We start from the raw sequence: 16,364 nt of genomic DNA, 5'->3' as shown, positions 1-16,364 counted from the left end.
CTATCCCGAACGGGAAAGCATGGGGAAATCGGCCTTTCAAAGGTTAGGGCTGTTCGATGGGCTGCACCGAATTGGTATCTGCGGGCATTGCCCCCGTCTCCGGTGCCGGCTCATGCTCCGGTGCCTTGTCGATCAACTCCATAAACTGGTCGAGCTTGGGCGTAATAATGATCTGCGTACGCCGGTTGCGCGCTTTACCGCTTTCGGTCGCATTGCTGGCGATGGTGTTATACTCGCCACGCCCGGCCGCGGTAAGGCGCTTGGGGTCCACCCCATAATCTTCTTGCAAAGCCTGCACAACGGAAGAACCGCGCAACGCACTCAGATCCCAGTTGTTTCGGATATTAGGTTTCGAGATGGGTACGTTGTCGGTGTTCCCTTCCACGAGCACGTCATAGTCCTTATAGTCCATGATGATCTTAGCAATCTTGCTGAGCGTCTCTCCTGCCTTGTCGGAAATCTCATAGCTTCCCGACTTATAGAGCATATTATCAGACAAAGAAATGTATACCACGCCCTTCAATACTTGTACGTCCACATCCTGCATCTCTTCGCGGCTCAACGACCGCGTCAGCCGGTTGGTGAGCACCAAATTCAGCGAGTCGCTCTTATTCTTGGTATTCACCAAATGTTGGATATACCGATTGGACGCGTTGATTTCATCAACCAATTTGGAAATATTCACATTCCCTTGGTTGGACGAGGTGAGGCATTTGTTGAGCGCCTCCTGCAACGCCGCCACATTCGAGCGCTCGGAAGCGATCTGGTCTTCAAGGCTACTTACTTGCGTGTTCGCCGAGGACAGCTGTTGTTGGGCATCCTGGTAACGCTTGGTCAACTCCTGTTCTTTACGTTGCATTTCATCATAATCCGCCTGCAAAGAGCGGTATTTTTTGTTACTAACGCAGCCTGGCAACAGGAAAACCGCAGCCATCAGCATCACCACTGTGTATATTGATAATCGATTCATAACCTTTCTCCTTTCGTTTTCAATTTTTCTGTTATGATATGCATGCGAACATAATGCCAAAAAAATGACGCATGGGCCGCGGGCCAGCAAAACGGTCTATCGATAGTAGGGGCCAACAACGGACGGTAAAGGCGAGGGGTGGCCATCATTGCAGGTGCGCTGGTGCGATGATCGATAACTCGATGAGGATGGAGCTGATTGTAAATAATAAAACAATAACTCCCTATAAATAAAAGTTTTTCATACCTTTGCAGTCCCGATAAAAATCGGGGAAAAGGAGAAATATGAATTAATGGCAAAAAAACAAGAAGCAGAAAAGGAATTGGCAGCTAAAACTGCTGAACTTCAAGACACTGAGGAAACCTTGGTGAAAGAAAAGGAGGACATCGAGTCGGAAGCCGATTCGAAGTTCATTGACGAAATCAAATCGACGACTTGGGAAACTCCCGAGGACGATTTTGATTGGGACAAGGACGAAAAAGGTTTTGGCAACTACAGCGACGAAGAGCGCGCCAAGTTGGAAGAACAGTATGCAGGAACCTTCAATTCGATTAACCGGGGCGAAATCGTATCAGGCATCGTCGTATCCATCAACAACAAGGATGTGGTGCTTAATATCGGTTTCAAATCCGATGGCTTGGTATCCCTTTCTGAATTCCGTGACACCCCCGACCTGAAGGTTGGTGACACGATCGATGTTTTCGTCGAATCGCAGGAAGATGCAAACGGCCAGTTGGTGCTCTCGCGCAAACGTGCAAAAACACAGAAATCGTGGGAAGAAATCAACGAGGCGCTCGAAAACGACACCATCATCGATGGTTTCGTAAAGAGCCGTACCAAAGGTGGTCTCATTGTAGACATCAGGGGGGTGGAAGCATTCCTACCCGGTTCGCAAATCGACATCAAACCCATACGCGACTACGACATCTATGTAGGCAAGACCATGGAATTCAAGGTGGTGAAAATCAACCACGAATTCAAGAACGTTGTCGTGTCCCACAAAGTACTCATCGAAGACGACTTGGAAAACCAAAAAACCGAGATCGTCTCCAAGCTCGAAAAGGGACAGGTATTGGAAGGCACCGTCAAAAACATCACCGATTTCGGTGTATTCATCGACCTTGGCGGTGTGGATGGCCTGTTGCACATTACCGACATTTCTTGGGGTCGTATCGAGCACCCACGGGAGGTATTGCAGCTTGACGAGACCGTCAACGTGGTGGTACTCGATTTCGACGATGAGAAAAAGCGGATTGCTCTCGGCTTGAAGCAACTTACCGAGCATCCTTGGGAATCGTTGGATACTTCATTGGAAGTAGGTTCGAAAGTGAAAGGCAAAATCGTAACCGTGGCAGACTACGGTGCGTTCCTCGAAATCACCCCCGGGGTGGAAGGCCTTATCCACGTGTCGGAAATGTCGTGGTCGCAAAACCTGCGCAGCCCGCAAGAGTTCCTCAAAGTAGGCGACGAGGTGGAAGCACAAATCCTCACGCTCGATCGCGAAGATCGTAAGATGAGCCTCGGTATCAAGCAATTGACCCCAGATCCTTGGAAAGATATTGCGGAGCGTTACCCCATTGGCTCGAAGCAAAAAGCGGTGGTGAAAAACATGACCAACTTCGGCGTGTTTGTTGAACTGGAGGAAGGCATCGATGGGTTGATCCACATTTCTGATCTTTCATGGTCCAAGAAAATCAACCACCCCAACGAATTCACCAAGGTTGGTGAAGAATTGGAAGTTGTTGTGTTGGAACTCGACGAGGATAACCGCAAGTTGAGCCTCGGCCATAAACAACTGGAGGAAAATCCATGGGATACCTTTGAAACCATTTTCACCCTCGATTCCATCCACGAAGGAACGGTAATCAAAGTGGGCGAAAAGGGTAATATCGTGGCCCTGCCCTATGGCGTGGAAGGCTTCTCACCTGCTAAACACAGCATCAAGGAAGACGGTAGCCCATTGAAGCTTGACGAAGTCGCTGATTTCAAAATCATTGAATTCAACAAAGACAACAAGCGTGTGGTCATCTCCCATTCACGTATATGGGAAGACCAACGTGCAGAAGCACGGATGGAAGACTTCAACAACCGGAAGAAAGAAGCAAAAGCTGCTTCGTCTGCCGTGAAGAAAGTGAAGGAATCCGTAGAGAAATCCACACTGGGTGACCTCGACGTACTTGCGCAACTGAAACAACAGTTGGAAGGCGAAGAAAGCCGCTCAAAAAAATAATGGCATAAGCCATTGTTGGCATATAGCTTAACGCTCCCTGAAATTCAGGGAGCGTTTTTTTATTGCATATAAAAAGTGATTTCTTTACGTTTGTTCTAAAATAACTAACCTTTGGTATCATGAAAACGTTAAAAAAGATCTTACTCGTCATTGCGATTATTGTTGCCATCCCGCTTATCGCGGCTCTTTTTGTCAAACGTGAGTTCACCAGCGAACGGCAAATTACCATTGATAAACCGAAGCAGGAGGTCTTCAACTACATCAAACACCTGAACAACCAAAAGGAATACGATGTTTGGCATAAGATGGACCCCGAAGCAGAAACAACCACCAGTGGCACAGACGGCACGGTGGGCTTCATATACGCTTGGGATGGAGAGAAAATAGGCAAAGGGGAACAGGAAATCACCCATATTATCGAAGGTGAACGAATGGACACACAACTCCGATTCAAGGAACCTTTCGAATCAGAAGCAGCATGTTACATGGTTACCGAAGCACAGGGTGAGAACCAAACCATCGTAAAATGGGGCATATCGGGTAAGTCACCCTACCCTTTCAACTTGATGTCGCTCTTTTTCGATATGGGTGATGATTTCGACAAGGGTTTACAGCATTTAAAGACCGTACTTGAAAGCCGATAAGATCGGAAAAAGCAGTCGACAATGGACTTGAAGATGATAAAAACCACATTATGCCTTGGCGTTTTGGGTATCCTTTGGTGTGGCGGCGTTACCGCCCAAACGAACAACCTGAACTACGACAAGGCACTCGCCGATTCTTTGGGTGCCGACGAGTATGGGATGAAATCGTATATTTTCGTCATCCTGAAGACCGGGCCGGCAAAGTTGGATGATAAACAACAGATCAGCGCATTGTTCCGCGGGCACCTCGAAAACATCAATCGCCTAGTGGAACAGAAAAAGCTGATTGTCGCCGGACCCTTCGGGAAAAACGAACGTGGTTACCGCGGCCTGTTCATCTTCGATTCGAAAGACAAGGCGGAAGTGGAGGCTATGTTGCAAACGGACCCTGCCATAAAAGAAAAGCTCCTAGAAGCGGAGCTTTTCGATTGGTATGGGTCAGCGGCACTACCCACCTATTTGGAAGCGAGCGGTAGGGTGGCCAAAAAGAGCCCTTGAGCCCTTTATCGGTTATACCGATGCGAGAATGCTATTCAGCGTCTCGCTTGGCCGCATGGCAGCTTCCGCTTTCACTTTATCGGGCCAATAGTAACCACCGATATCCTGCGGCTTGCCTTGCGCGCCGATTAATTCATCATTGATTTTAGCTTCGTTGCCACGTAGTTTATCCGCGACTGGCGCGAACAATGTACTCAGTTCACTATCTTTGGCCTGAGCGGCCAACGCTTCGGCCCAATACAACGCCAAGTAAAAATGCGACCCCCTGTTATCGATTTGGCCAACCTTCCGGGCCGGGGATTTATCGGTTTCCAAAAACTTCTCGGTGGCCGTGTCTAACGCCTCAGCTAATACGAGCGCCTTGGCATTGCCCTGGGTCTGCCCTACATGCTCCAATGAGACGGCCAAGGCCAAAAACTCACCCAATGAATCCCAACGCAGGTATCCTTCATTCACGAACTGGTCTACATGCTTGGGTGCCGATCCACCGGCACCGGTCTCAAAAAGCCCGCCGCCGTTCATCAGGGGAACAACGGAAAGCATCTTCGCCGACGTACCTAACTCCAAGATGGGGAACAGGTCGGTAAGGTAATCACGGAGTACGTTACCCGTCACGGAAATCGTGTCTTCCCCTTTACGGATACGCGCCAGTGAGAACCTGGTCGCTTCAACCGGATTCAGGATACGGATGTCGAGACCCGATGTGTCATGCTCGGCCAGATAGGTATTGACCTTTTCGATAAGCTGCCGATCGTGGGCGCGATGCTCATCCAACCAAAAAACGGCTGGCGTATCGGAGAGACGTGCGCGGCTAACGGCCAATTTCACCCAATCGCGGATCGGCTCATCCTTGGTCTGGCACATCCGGAAAATATCGCCAGTGTCCACATCTTGTGCCATCAATACATTCCCATCACCATCTACCACCTGGATGGTACCTTTCGAAGTCGCTTGAAAGGTTTTATCGTGCGAGCCATACTCTTCGGCCTTCTGGGCCATGAGCCCCACATTGGGCACCGAACCCATCGTCGATGGATCAAATGCCCCGTACTGCTTACAGTCGGCAATCGTAGCCGCATATACGCCTGCATATGCACGATCGGGTATTAGCGCCAGTGTATCCCGGACTTCGCCGTTTTTGTCCCACATCTGACCGGAATTGCGGATCATGGCTGGCATAGAGGCATCGACAATAACATCCGAAGGGACATGCAGGTTAGTGATACCTTTGTCGGAATTGACCATCGCCAAATCCGGACCGCTCTCCATGGCAGCTGCGATGGCAGCTTTTACTTGGTCTTCTTGGGAATGTCCTGCTATTTTTGCATATACGTCGCCCAAACCATTGCGCGTATCCACGCCGAGCTCTTTGAAGAGGGGCGTAAATTTATCGAATACTTCCTTGAAATAAACCTCAACGATGGCGCCGAAGATAATCGGATCGGAGACCTTCATCATGGTTGCTTTCAAGTGCGCCGATAACAGTATTCCGGCTTGTTTGGCCACACCGACCTGCTCCGCAACGAATTTTTTCAGCGCTGAAATACCCATATGCGATGAGTCGATGACCTCGCCCGCTTGCAATGGCGACGGCGCCTTCAACTCGGTTGTCGTACCGCTTTCATCCACGAATTCGATCTTGAACGTAGTAGCCTTCTGTACGGTTACCGATTTTTCATTTCCATAGAAATCGTCGGACGGCATTGACGCCACCTCGGTTTTAGAATCGGCTACCCATGCCCCCATGGTATGCGGATGCTGCTTGGCATAATTTTTCACGGCACGTGGAGCACGGCGGTCGGAGTTACCTTCGCGCAGCACCGGGTTTACCGCAGATCCCAGCACTTTGGCATAACGCGCCTTGATTGCCTTTTCCTCATCATCCTTCGGCTCTTCCGGATAATCGGGCACGTTGTATCCCTTACCACGCAACTCAGCAATGGCTGCTTTCAACTGTGGAATGGATGCCGAGATGTTGGGCAGCTTGATAATATTAGCGGCGGGCGTAGTGGCCAACTGTCCCAGTTCGGCAAGTGCGTCAGCAAGCTTTTGGCCATCCGCAAGCTGTTCCGGAAAATTCGCAATGATGCGCCCGGCCAATGATATATCCTTCTCTTCGACCGATATGCCGGCAGGGCCTGTAAACGCTTTGACAATAGGCAAAAAAGAGAACGTAGCCAATGCGGGGGCTTCGTCTGTCCTAGTATAAGAAATGGTGGTGCTTTTTGACATAATCTGAATGAATTTCGGTCGCGAAAATAGCTAAAAATACGCTATTTCACAAGTTTTGCATGGACGCCTGACGGACAATCAGCCCCATAAGGATGTCAGTCCACAAAAAGGCGTCTATCGAAAGGGAATTTCACTAGGGATTCGACTTTCATTCGGGAAAAGTCCGGATGCCTCGGGTTAATCAGGTAATTAAAATCGCCGCGTGTAACTACAGATGGGATTTTCAGTACGGCACATTTCGCATCCGACACGAACGCGTCCCCGATCCGTTGTGTCGAAAGAGGATGGGGAAATGTATTCCAATTATCGGGCAGGTCACTGACGGAAAGATCGGTGATTTTCACGTCATCCGGAATCCGGATCGACATCATCAAGTAATCCGAAGGCAGCGATGCCAATGTAAGATGGACCGCTACTTCGGCCATCGCCAATGACCTATTACCCGCCGTATAAATCAGTTCCACCCCTACGGAATTCCACCGTGCACCACGCAACGCTGCGCCCTTGCCGGATAATGAAGAAGCGAACTGCGCGCGGACCAGCCTGAAAACAACCATACTATACAAAGATGCCGTGGTTGATATGCGTAAGCTCTTTCAAGACAAGTTCCTTACCGTATGAATCTTTCAGGAGATCCATGGGCTTCCGGTTTCCGAGTGCATAGTTGGCGGTATGGAGCCACTGCTTGAAAAGCTCGGTATCGCCGAATATTTCCAACCCCTCCCGGGTTACCTCGGCCAGCTCCATGATTTTCTCGGAATGCAATGTTTTGAAATGACGGTTCTCCATTTTATAGCGGTTTAGTGTTTTCGTGGACAATTCAAGAAAAACAGCCCATTCATGCTCGGTAAAAGGTGTAATATGTTGTATCTTTTCAAAAAAACGATAAGACAAGCCGCGTTGGATTATCGTGGTTATCATCAACCGATCTGTAAAAAGGTCATTAAAGGTGGGGGGGGTATCACGGTTTAAAGTTAAGTAACCTTCCGTATCGAACTCTTTGAGGATATGGCTAATTTCATGGTCTAGTTGCTGTTCGTATGTCATGGCACCTCTGGTAAATCTGTCCTCTAATATAAGACATTTTTCCTGGTTTTAAAAATCATCCCAAATAATATTTGTTGCCATTCACCTTTAACCGCCCTTCATCCAACCTTTTACGGATAAATACTAAACGGCTTGCTTCATCCCCCGTTTTCAATCCCCTTACCAGCCGATCAATGCTCATCGGTCCATCTGAAAGCAGTTCGACCAGTTCCGCCATCAGGCGTTCTTCCACATGCTCTTCCTTATTCCGAGCCAGGCAGCGATCACAGATACCACATGGCTTGGAATTGTCTTCATCAAAATAGGCCAGCAGTTGCCTGCTTCGGCAATCCGTGCTATCGAGATAGGCGAAGACGGCATCCAACTGGCCTTGTTTCACGGTTTTCCGTTCACGGATGTAACCGCTATCTATGTGCAACCGGTTGTTGTCAATCCGCGGTCTAAGAAAATGCAGCTTCGGGCTATCGGTCTGGGGTAAATAAGAAATAATTTCCATCTGCCGGAGGTGTTCGAGCATGCCAACAATGGCAGCGTGCTGCTTTCCCATCCGTTTGGCTAATTCATACTCCCGGATCGGAACAAAATCGTCAAAAGCACCACCATGGCTACGTAGGATGGTTTTTATCAGCCCGTCGTATGCGATGTTTTCGACCTGGAATTTATAGAGTTGCTGTTGATTTGCTTCAAACTTCACCCGCGAAGGGATGTATACCGATTCGCTTACACTGACCCATCCATCGCGTTCCAAGAACTTCAATGCATTGAGTGTCATCACGACGTCCAACCGATAACGGCTGCAAAAATCGGCGACGTCAAAATCCAGGGTCACCCCCTCACCCGCCCCGTAGGCTAATTGATAATAGTTGGCCAAATGCTGGTAAACCTGTTTGATATACGCCACTGCCGGAAAACTCAGCGTGTGGTTTTTCAACAGCTGGATACGGTCGCTCTGATGGTAAAGCAGCACCGCAAACGCCTTTTTACCGTCGCGCCCCGCTCGCCCGGCCTCTTGGTAGTAGGCCTCGAGCGAATCGGGGAGGTCGAGGTGGATGACAAACCGTACATCTGGTTTATCTATGCCCATCCCGAACGCATTGGTTGCCACGATTACCCTGATGGCACCGACCTTCCAGGCCTCCTGCTTGCGTGTCCGTTCGGGGGTTTCCAAACCCGCATGGTAAAAGTCGGCCGAAATACCCTCGTTCAGCAATAGGCGCGCCGTTTCTTGCGTTTCCCTCCTATTGCGCACGTATATGATGCCGCTTCCCTGCAACTTACGGATTACACGCAGCATACGGCCCTGTTTATCTTCCTCATCAAAAGCCATATAGGCAAGATTTTCACGCACAAAACTTTTACGCAGTACATTTCTGGCAGGAAACTGGAGCTGTACCTGGATATCCTCTACCACCCGGACCGTGGCCGTGGCGGTGAGTGCAAGGAAAGGCACCCCGGGGTGCAATGCCCGTAGTATGCCGATATGCAGATACGAAGGCCTGAAATCATACCCCCACTGCGAGATGCAATGGGCTTCATCTACCGTAAAGAGGTTGACATGCATGTGGCGTATACGCTCTTGCACCAAATCGCTAGCAAGTCGCTCAGGCGAAAGGTAAAGGAACTTAACCGGGCCGTAGATACAGTTGTCGAGTGCAATATCCACTTCACGCTTGGTCATGCCCGAGAAAATGGCGATGGCTTTGATGCCTTTCGCCTGCAGGTTTTCAACCTGGTCCTTCATCAGTGCGATAAGTGGCGTCACCACGATACATATGCCCTCCTTCATCAAGGCGGGCACTTGGAAACATACCGATTTCCCTCCTCCGGTCGGCATCAATGCAAGCGTATCGCGGCCACCCATTACCGATTGAATGACTTCTTCCTGCAGCGGTCGGAACGACTCGTGCTTCCAATATTTTCGAAGTACGTCTACACTGTTCATAGTACCGGCGATTGCAATGGCCAAACATACGCAAAATTGTCTTTCAACACGTATACCGGAAGTGCTGCGGCCTTGGCTTCCGCTGTCCACCGATCGATGGTGGAATCGTAATTGGAGCCGTCCAACACCAGCTGCTGGCAATCAACGAACTCCAATAGCGGCGCCAGCGATCCACGGGGATTGTTCCGTACAATGACAACGTCTACCGCTATACGGCCGGAGTATGCATCGGTTCCATCATACACCATGAAACGGACATCCCCGAATTGCAACACTCCGCCTTTTGCATACATCCATTGATCACGGTAGACGCTATCAAGACCATGCACCACGACGCGGATGTCGTCTTTGGATGCATGGGCTTCCAGTGCCGGTAAAACGGAATAACCGATTGTGCGATCATCAATAGATGGTAAGTCGGTATATAACCAAGCTTCTTCCCTGTTAACAAATCCAACGGCCAGGTTCCGACGCACATTGAACACGATAGCTCGCGGACCGGCATCGCTGAACGTCTGCAAAAACGACGCTCCCACCAACAGGGTTGCGCATCCCATCACACCGTACGCCCAGCGCCTGCTCCGGGCCATCATGGCCATCGCCACGGCCACAATCAGTACATAGACCAACGTGGATTCCCACCAGGTCAACCAAATGCCTTGAATGCTGGCCATCGGCCATTGTTCAATACAGGCTAGGGCAGCATTGGTTGCCAGGATAAGTTTTTCCAACGCTATTCCCGCCCAAAGTGCCAGCTGGCCCGGGGGCATGATCAACAATGCAAACCCTAAATACATCATAGCGCTGGCGGGTAAGACAATGAACAGGTTCGCCGGAAGGAAATACAGCGGGAATTGATGGAAGTAATGGGCAGCCAACGGGCCAGCTCCGGCTTGGGCACCGATGGATATGCCGATATAGTCTGTTACGGGCCGTACCCAACGATTGCCTACGGGCAAGAGATAACGCATCAAAGGATGCAGGAAAACAATACCCAATACCGCCAAATAGGAAAGTTGGAACCCTACGTCCATAATAAACCTGGGTTGGTATAGCAAGAGGAAAAACGCTGAGGCGGCAATGCTATTGTAAATCCGATTCTGCTGTCCGAAGATGGTTGCGGCCATCACAAAACTCACCATAATGGATGCACGCAGAACCGGTGGCGAAAAGCCGGTAAGCAAGGCGTACCCCCACACGGCAAGCAATAAGAGCATGAACTTCGCTATGCGCATTCCCTTGCCCCGGTCCATCCACCATAATAAGTTCGCCAACAGCCAGAATACGATAACCACATGCATGCCCGAAACGCTCAGCACATGGATGGTGCCGGTTTTGGAAAACGCTTGCACCAATCGCTCGTCCATCTCAGCACGGTATCCTAGAATCAAAGCGGAAGCCACGGAATAAGCATCGCGATTGGGAATATACGCGCCGAACTTAGCCACCATCCGCTGGCGTAGGGCCAACGCATAGGCGATGAACGGGTTCCCCTTTCCCCCATCCAACTTCTTCAGTTGGTCCATTCGCAGATAGTCCTGGTGCCATATATTCTTGCCCGCCAAGTAGCGCTGGTAATCCAGTTCCCGGGGATTGAAAGGCGGTGTTACCCGTTCGTATCCCGACGGTATAAGGAGTTCGTCGCCATAGGCCAATTGTTCAATATCCGAGCCTTCATCCAACTGGATGGTAAGCATCAGTGTTCCGGTTACCTCATGAACGCCCTCGCTGGCAAATGCCCGCGCCACCGCAAACGGGAACCTTGCATGGCCCCCGCGCACAACGGGCTCGTCGGCAACCAGCCCAACCAATGCTTTGGATTCGAAATGGCTGAAATGCGTACGGTCGATTGCGGGGTCCGTTTGCCAGGTAAGCAGGCAACCCGTGAGGCCCCATGCGAGCAGAACCAACAAACCCAATACGCTGTAATAACGGTGCTGGCGCAACCGGGTCAAGCAACGGATGGTAAGGAAGACACCCAAAGCGATCGCAAGCGCACCCCAAGCCATGAGGTATAAGGGCCAAGTCGGCGCCACGGCACATCCAACCGCCGTGCCAATGGCCAGCGCCAGCGAAAAACGCACGAAAGGTGCATGGTCGCCACGAAGGGTGAATCCATCATACGATTCGGATGTTGCTAAAAACGCCACCTCAACTGCAGTTTTACGTCCGACCGGCGATTGCCGGCAATAACATCCAAACCACTGCCCACCTCATCAATACCCCGGTAAATAAATGTGGCGTACCGCATCCACATATCTACTCGCCGACCGATGCGGTAACGGGCATTCACGTAAGCTCGTACGCCCTCGTTCTGGTACACCGGAAACGAATAACCGTAGAGTACGTCGTTCTCATAAGCATACATACGTGCGTTGTAACTCGGAATACCGAATACGGCCAACCGCATATTACCGCTTAACCTACCACTAAGGGGTTTATAGATGACATCGTGATAGGCCATGAGCCCCAACTCCGCTTTCGCCCCCTCCTTTCGATAGTGGGAAAGCTCGAAGCGATTACGCATCGTCCAACGGGGACCAAGCTTGTACTGCCCACTCAATCGTACCTGTTGGCGCCGTACATCCGCAATCAAACGATACGGTTGTTCCGTAGCCGCGTTCTCCTGATGCTGCCGATAGCGATAGCGCATGGAAAAATACGCTCTTTTATACCATGTATAGGTGAACTGCGTAAACAAATCGGTGCCATGCGACGGGGCATCCACCCTGTATCGCAACCACGGGAATCGAAAAAAATCGGCATACATCGTCCATTCCACCCGCCGACTCGGATGGTACACCAGCCCGGCATAGAAGCCGCGCTCATTGGCGACACCGCTGCCGGCAGCAAGCCCTTGGCCGAAAAATGAATGGTAGTTGCGCTGGTAATTGCGATAATGCAACGCCAAAGAAAGGTGGTGGTGTAACGTTGCGACCAATCCCTGCATAAACGCCAGACCACCCCCATGGCTGAGCGCAGCCTCGCCAAAAAGGTACACGCCCCGCCACGAGTGGCTGTAATAAGCGCTGCTGTTCCAAAGCGCATCGCCTCGAAAGGCATATCGGTTACGCAGGAGGGGCTGCGGCTCTATGTACGTATCGAACCGGGTATAATAGGTCAACACCCCAGCACGGAGCCGCGCATGTTGATATAAGACGTTCGCTCCCGAAACCCACTGCTGCACCGCATGGCGGTTAGCAACCTCCGTAGGCGTGCGGTGCAGACCGGTCTGACCAAGCGAGCGGGCTTTCCTTCGGCCATCATCGGCCTCAGAAAGTGATGCATCGAGGCCCCGCCGTGAAAAAAACGGAGTAATAGTCAGCTTTCCCAGTCCCACCGTAGCCGCCCCACCCCGTAAGAACAAGGCCTCGTTGGATGACGTATATGCCCGTAGTCCCGTCGGCTGTTTGGCGATACCTTGCACCACAGCCCCCTTGCCGAACCCTAGCCCGTTCCACATCGCCAATCCTTGTCCGAATTGAAGGGCATAATCGCCTACCACGATATTCCTGAACTTGCCCTGATCCCGGAGTTGGATACTCCCTGAATAGAAGTCAAATCCACGCCGCTGCGCGCTGTTGAAAAACGATTCCCCGGCATCTTTTTCCATGTTCAATGCAACCTGCAGGTCATTGGCATAACGGTAGCGGTAGCGCACGTATACCTGATCGGGGCTACCGAGATAACGGGAACGGCTTGTATCCGTAATCGCATAACCCGCTCGTTGCTGCACCGTACGGCCATACCTCAACATTAGGTCGTGAGACCCAGCATGCAGCAATTCGCCCGCGCCGACACCAGCTAATGGAGATGTCTCCCTCACGGTTACACAAGGCAATAGCAAACGGAGCAATTCGATATCCAATCCTTCAATTGCCTGCAGCTCCTGGATGGCTACAAACGCACCCGAACGGCTACGGTGTTCCAATAGGTTATCGATAAACAACTGGGGTACAAATTGGAGCTCCCTCAATTCTGTACCATCGGTACGGTTTAGGTCGATGGGGTGTTGTTTATAATAATATAGGCGGTCGGCGAGGTCCGACAAATCGAAATCCTCGTCAAGGTCTTCACGGGTCGATTCCGCAAGTAGTTCCAAGAGCATATCCACGTCCGTTTGCCCAAAGGCACAGAAGACCGGCAATAACATAAGGGTCAATATGAGGCATCGGCTAAAACGCATACCCGACACCGATTTGCGGCGACACGCCCAAACGTGGATGGGACGTCGCCGCGACATCAAACATGAACCGCCGCCACCTGAAACCGAAGCCGGCGTGCTGTTGCATGGGGTTAATGGATAAACCGCCGCGCAGGCACAAAATATCGCCGATCCAATAGGCGATCCCCAAGTGGCCACTCAAGCCGTCTCCAAACCGATAGGCCAGATCGGCGGCTAAGGTGACCATGGCCAATGGGTAACTGAAACCGAACTTCAGGAGGGAAGGGATCGTACCATAAACCGCAGTTCCGTAATCGGCATTGCCTACATTCGTATATTGGAAGCCGATTGCACTTCCTTGTTCGAAATGGTATTGGGCGCCCATGTCGACCGCGAATGAATAAACACTTAAATAATTTGGGATATAAAGTTGATGGTAGCTTGCCGACATTCCCAATGATATGCGGGGGCCAAACCGCCTTGCAAAGGTGAAACCTGCTTTGGTATCTTGGTATGCCCGCTCCATCCCGTATCGGCGTACCACCAATCCCCACGTACCCAGCGCCGTAGGAATACCCAATAAGGCTGCTTCGGTAGTAATATCGGCTGAGAAAAAATGTCTTTGATAGCCAATGCTCAGGGCAATATGTTCCAGCCCGGCCAATCCCGCTGGATTCGCCGTAATGCTGTAAATCCCCTCAAGGGCAGTGCCCGCTTGGCCCATGGCTTGCTGGCTCGGACCGACGTAGGTTTGGGCGAAGCTTTCATAGGAGATCAGGAGGAGTAATAAGCACCTTCCAACCATGGAGGTGAAGATACCATGAAAAATTGATAATTGGAAACACGTGATAAACAATCGGTTTCCAATTATCAATTATTTACAGCGAGTTAGACGCGGTAATATTGCTCCCACCCCTTACGCGGTGGTGGACCGACCAACAATTCGTTGGCGAGGTTATTGTTTGTAATGCGCTTCTTCTTCCGGTCAAATTCCAATTTGGCATGGAGTTTCTGCGATAGGACACCCAACGAAAACACTTGGCTCAACGGAGCTGAAATCTCAAACGGCGACCGTGTCTTTTCCTCTCCTTTACAGGCTTTCAGGAAGTTGGCAAAGTGGTTAGACGGGCTCTCGGGCACTTCCGGTAGGCGCGATGCCATATCCAGCGCTTTCTCTTCCGGTATAATGGACAGCGTACTGCCATGTGACCCCCCTTTGAATGTGAGCTCCTTGCTGTAGATGATCTTACCGGGGTTTAACTTCACCGGCTCTATATCGCCCGTACTTGGGGGTGGGATATTGGGATCCAACCCCGAAACGCCATACCCCTCGGGGATGGGTGGCAGGTTGTCGAGCCCGTCGTACCAAGTGATGTCGAGCGCCGGCATACGTTTGCGCTTCGGAAAGCGGAATACAATGGTGGATGACATCGGGAAGAAAAAGTCATTATGGCCTGTAGCTTTCGTACATTCCACTTCGTAAGGCAATCCGAGATCCAGGAATTGGTGCGCCGTATCGATGATATGTGCACCCCAATCACCCAATGCCCCCATACCGAAGTCATACCAGCAACGCCATTGCCCATTGATGTAATCGTGGTTATAATCATGCTGCTTCGCTACTGCGGAGTGCCAAAGATCCCAATCCAGTGAATCGGGTATCTGTTCCGCAGGCGGGAAAGATCGGATATTCGGATCCCACCCATGCCAGCGACGTGGTGAGTTCATATGGGCAGTTATGGCCGTCACATCTTTGATGATGCCAGCATCCACCCATGCTTTGAATTGGAAGTAGTTCGCCTCCGAATGGCCTTGGTTTCCCATTTGGGTGACCACATTCCTGTGTTTACGTGCCGCCTGCATCAACAACTCACACTCCTGGAATGTACGGGCAAGCGGTTTCTCCACATACACGTGTTTGCCCAGTCCCATGGCGTGCATGGTAATGGGGAAGTGCGAATGGTCGGGTACACCGATGGATACGGCGTCGATTTCATTGCCCATCTTGTCAAACATCTGACGGAAATCTTGGAAGCGCGGCACATCGGGAAACTGTTCCAATATTTTAACGGTATGGGGCGCACCCATATCCACGTCACACAGCGCAACGATATTAGCTAACCCCGTGGCATACAAGTCGCCAATAATCTGTGCGCCCCTGTTGCCGATACCGATGCATGCCAAATTAACGCGCTCGTTAGGGCCTGCCAGTTTGGGTTTCGCTGCCAATAAACCGGGCGCAACGGCGGCGGCAGCAGAAGCTAACATCGCCTGCTTGAGGAATACCCTCCTCGAATATTCATACTTATTCATCTACAACTGATTTATTGATGGAATTAATTAATTGCAATGTCTCGCTTCTAGCAAGAAGCATCCGATACACCCTTGAAATAGCCGACACTTTCTGCCAGCCCTGCCAATGGATCTTTCATATCTTTCTCAAACTCCAGGCTGCATTTCCCATCGTAGCCTACTTTGCGCAAGGCTTTGATGAATGCGGGGATATCAATCACTCCCCTACCCAATTCACAGGTCTTGCCGTCCTTGTTGGCGGCCGTCACGTTCTTGAAATGGATATCAAATATCCGTTTATGGTATCGCTTCACATCCCGGATAGGGTCTTGGCCATCCCGCAT

General features: G+C 50.9%; 13 protein-coding genes. 3 read left to right on the top strand and 10 right to left on the bottom strand.

The window, feature by feature from the left end; translation table 11 throughout:
- Window positions 1–43: 43 nt before the first annotated feature.
- Window positions 44–970 carry an OmpA family protein gene (locus ACO1NT_RS17200; protein ID WP_449049975.1) on the bottom strand — a complete coding sequence of 309 codons (927 nt, stop codon included), beginning with the start codon at window positions 968–970 and terminating at the stop codon, window positions 44–46.
- Between the two features lie 292 nt (window positions 971–1,262).
- Between ACO1NT_RS17200 and rpsA the strand changes: the two genes are divergently transcribed.
- From rpsA to ACO1NT_RS17185, 3 genes are all read left to right on the top strand, one after another.
- A complete protein-coding gene (gene rpsA, locus ACO1NT_RS17195) occupies window positions 1,263–3,200 on the top strand; it encodes a 30S ribosomal protein S1 (protein WP_449049974.1) in 1,938 nt (645 codons plus the stop codon).
- Between the two features lie 119 nt (window positions 3,201–3,319).
- Complete coding sequence (locus ACO1NT_RS17190) at window positions 3,320–3,844, top strand: SRPBCC family protein (RefSeq protein ID WP_449049973.1); 525 nt, start codon at window positions 3,320–3,322, stop codon at window positions 3,842–3,844.
- A gap of 33 nt (window positions 3,845–3,877) precedes the next feature.
- Complete coding sequence (locus ACO1NT_RS17185; protein WP_449049972.1) at window positions 3,878–4,342, top strand: YciI family protein; 465 nt, start codon at window positions 3,878–3,880, stop codon at window positions 4,340–4,342.
- A gap of 12 nt (window positions 4,343–4,354) precedes the next feature.
- On the opposite strand, the gene ACO1NT_RS17180 is transcribed toward ACO1NT_RS17185, so the two are convergent.
- The 9 genes from ACO1NT_RS17180 to ACO1NT_RS17140 form a co-directional block, all read right to left on the bottom strand.
- On the bottom strand, window positions 4,355–6,574 hold the full coding sequence (locus ACO1NT_RS17180) for an NADP-dependent isocitrate dehydrogenase (protein ID WP_449049971.1): 2,220 nt from the start codon (window positions 6,572–6,574) through the stop codon (window positions 4,355–4,357).
- 95 nt (window positions 6,575–6,669) lie between these two features.
- Window positions 6,670–7,131, bottom strand: coding sequence for an RES family NAD+ phosphorylase (locus ACO1NT_RS17175; RefSeq protein WP_449049970.1), 462 nt, complete (start codon window positions 7,129–7,131; stop codon window positions 6,670–6,672).
- A gap of 1 nt (window position 7,132) precedes the next feature.
- Window positions 7,133–7,621: a type II RES/Xre toxin-antitoxin system antitoxin gene (gene parS, locus ACO1NT_RS17170; protein ID WP_449049969.1), complete on the bottom strand. Its 489-nt coding sequence runs from the start codon at window positions 7,619–7,621 to the stop codon at window positions 7,133–7,135.
- Between the two features lie 55 nt (window positions 7,622–7,676).
- On the bottom strand, window positions 7,677–9,563 hold the full coding sequence (locus ACO1NT_RS17165; RefSeq protein WP_449049968.1) for a RecQ family ATP-dependent DNA helicase: 1,887 nt from the start codon (window positions 9,561–9,563) through the stop codon (window positions 7,677–7,679).
- On the bottom strand, window positions 9,560–11,713 hold the full coding sequence (locus ACO1NT_RS17160; RefSeq protein WP_449049967.1) for a ComEC/Rec2 family competence protein: 2,154 nt from the start codon (window positions 11,711–11,713) through the stop codon (window positions 9,560–9,562). The genes ACO1NT_RS17165 and ACO1NT_RS17160 overlap by 4 nt, the downstream gene beginning before the upstream one ends.
- Window positions 11,701–13,671 (bottom strand): hypothetical protein, encoded by a 1,971-nt coding sequence (locus tag ACO1NT_RS17155; RefSeq protein WP_449049966.1) that lies wholly within the window; start codon window positions 13,669–13,671, stop codon window positions 11,701–11,703. Before ACO1NT_RS17155 ends, ACO1NT_RS17160 begins: the two co-directional genes overlap by 13 nt.
- Before the next feature lie 67 nt (window positions 13,672–13,738).
- A complete protein-coding gene (locus tag ACO1NT_RS17150; RefSeq protein WP_449049965.1) occupies window positions 13,739–14,533 on the bottom strand; it encodes a hypothetical protein in 795 nt (264 codons plus the stop codon).
- Window positions 14,534–14,616: 83 nt separating this feature from the next.
- Window positions 14,617–16,041: a Gfo/Idh/MocA family oxidoreductase gene (locus ACO1NT_RS17145; protein WP_449049964.1), complete on the bottom strand. Its 1,425-nt coding sequence runs from the start codon at window positions 16,039–16,041 to the stop codon at window positions 14,617–14,619.
- 47 nt (window positions 16,042–16,088) lie between these two features.
- Window positions 16,089–16,364 (bottom strand): sugar phosphate isomerase/epimerase family protein (locus tag ACO1NT_RS17140; RefSeq protein ID WP_449049963.1); only part of this gene is annotated, 276 nt, incomplete at its 5' end.

The sequence above is a fragment of the Parapedobacter sp. genome (genome assembly GCF_053550995.1).
This window is presented reverse-complemented; position numbering and strand designations above follow the sequence as displayed.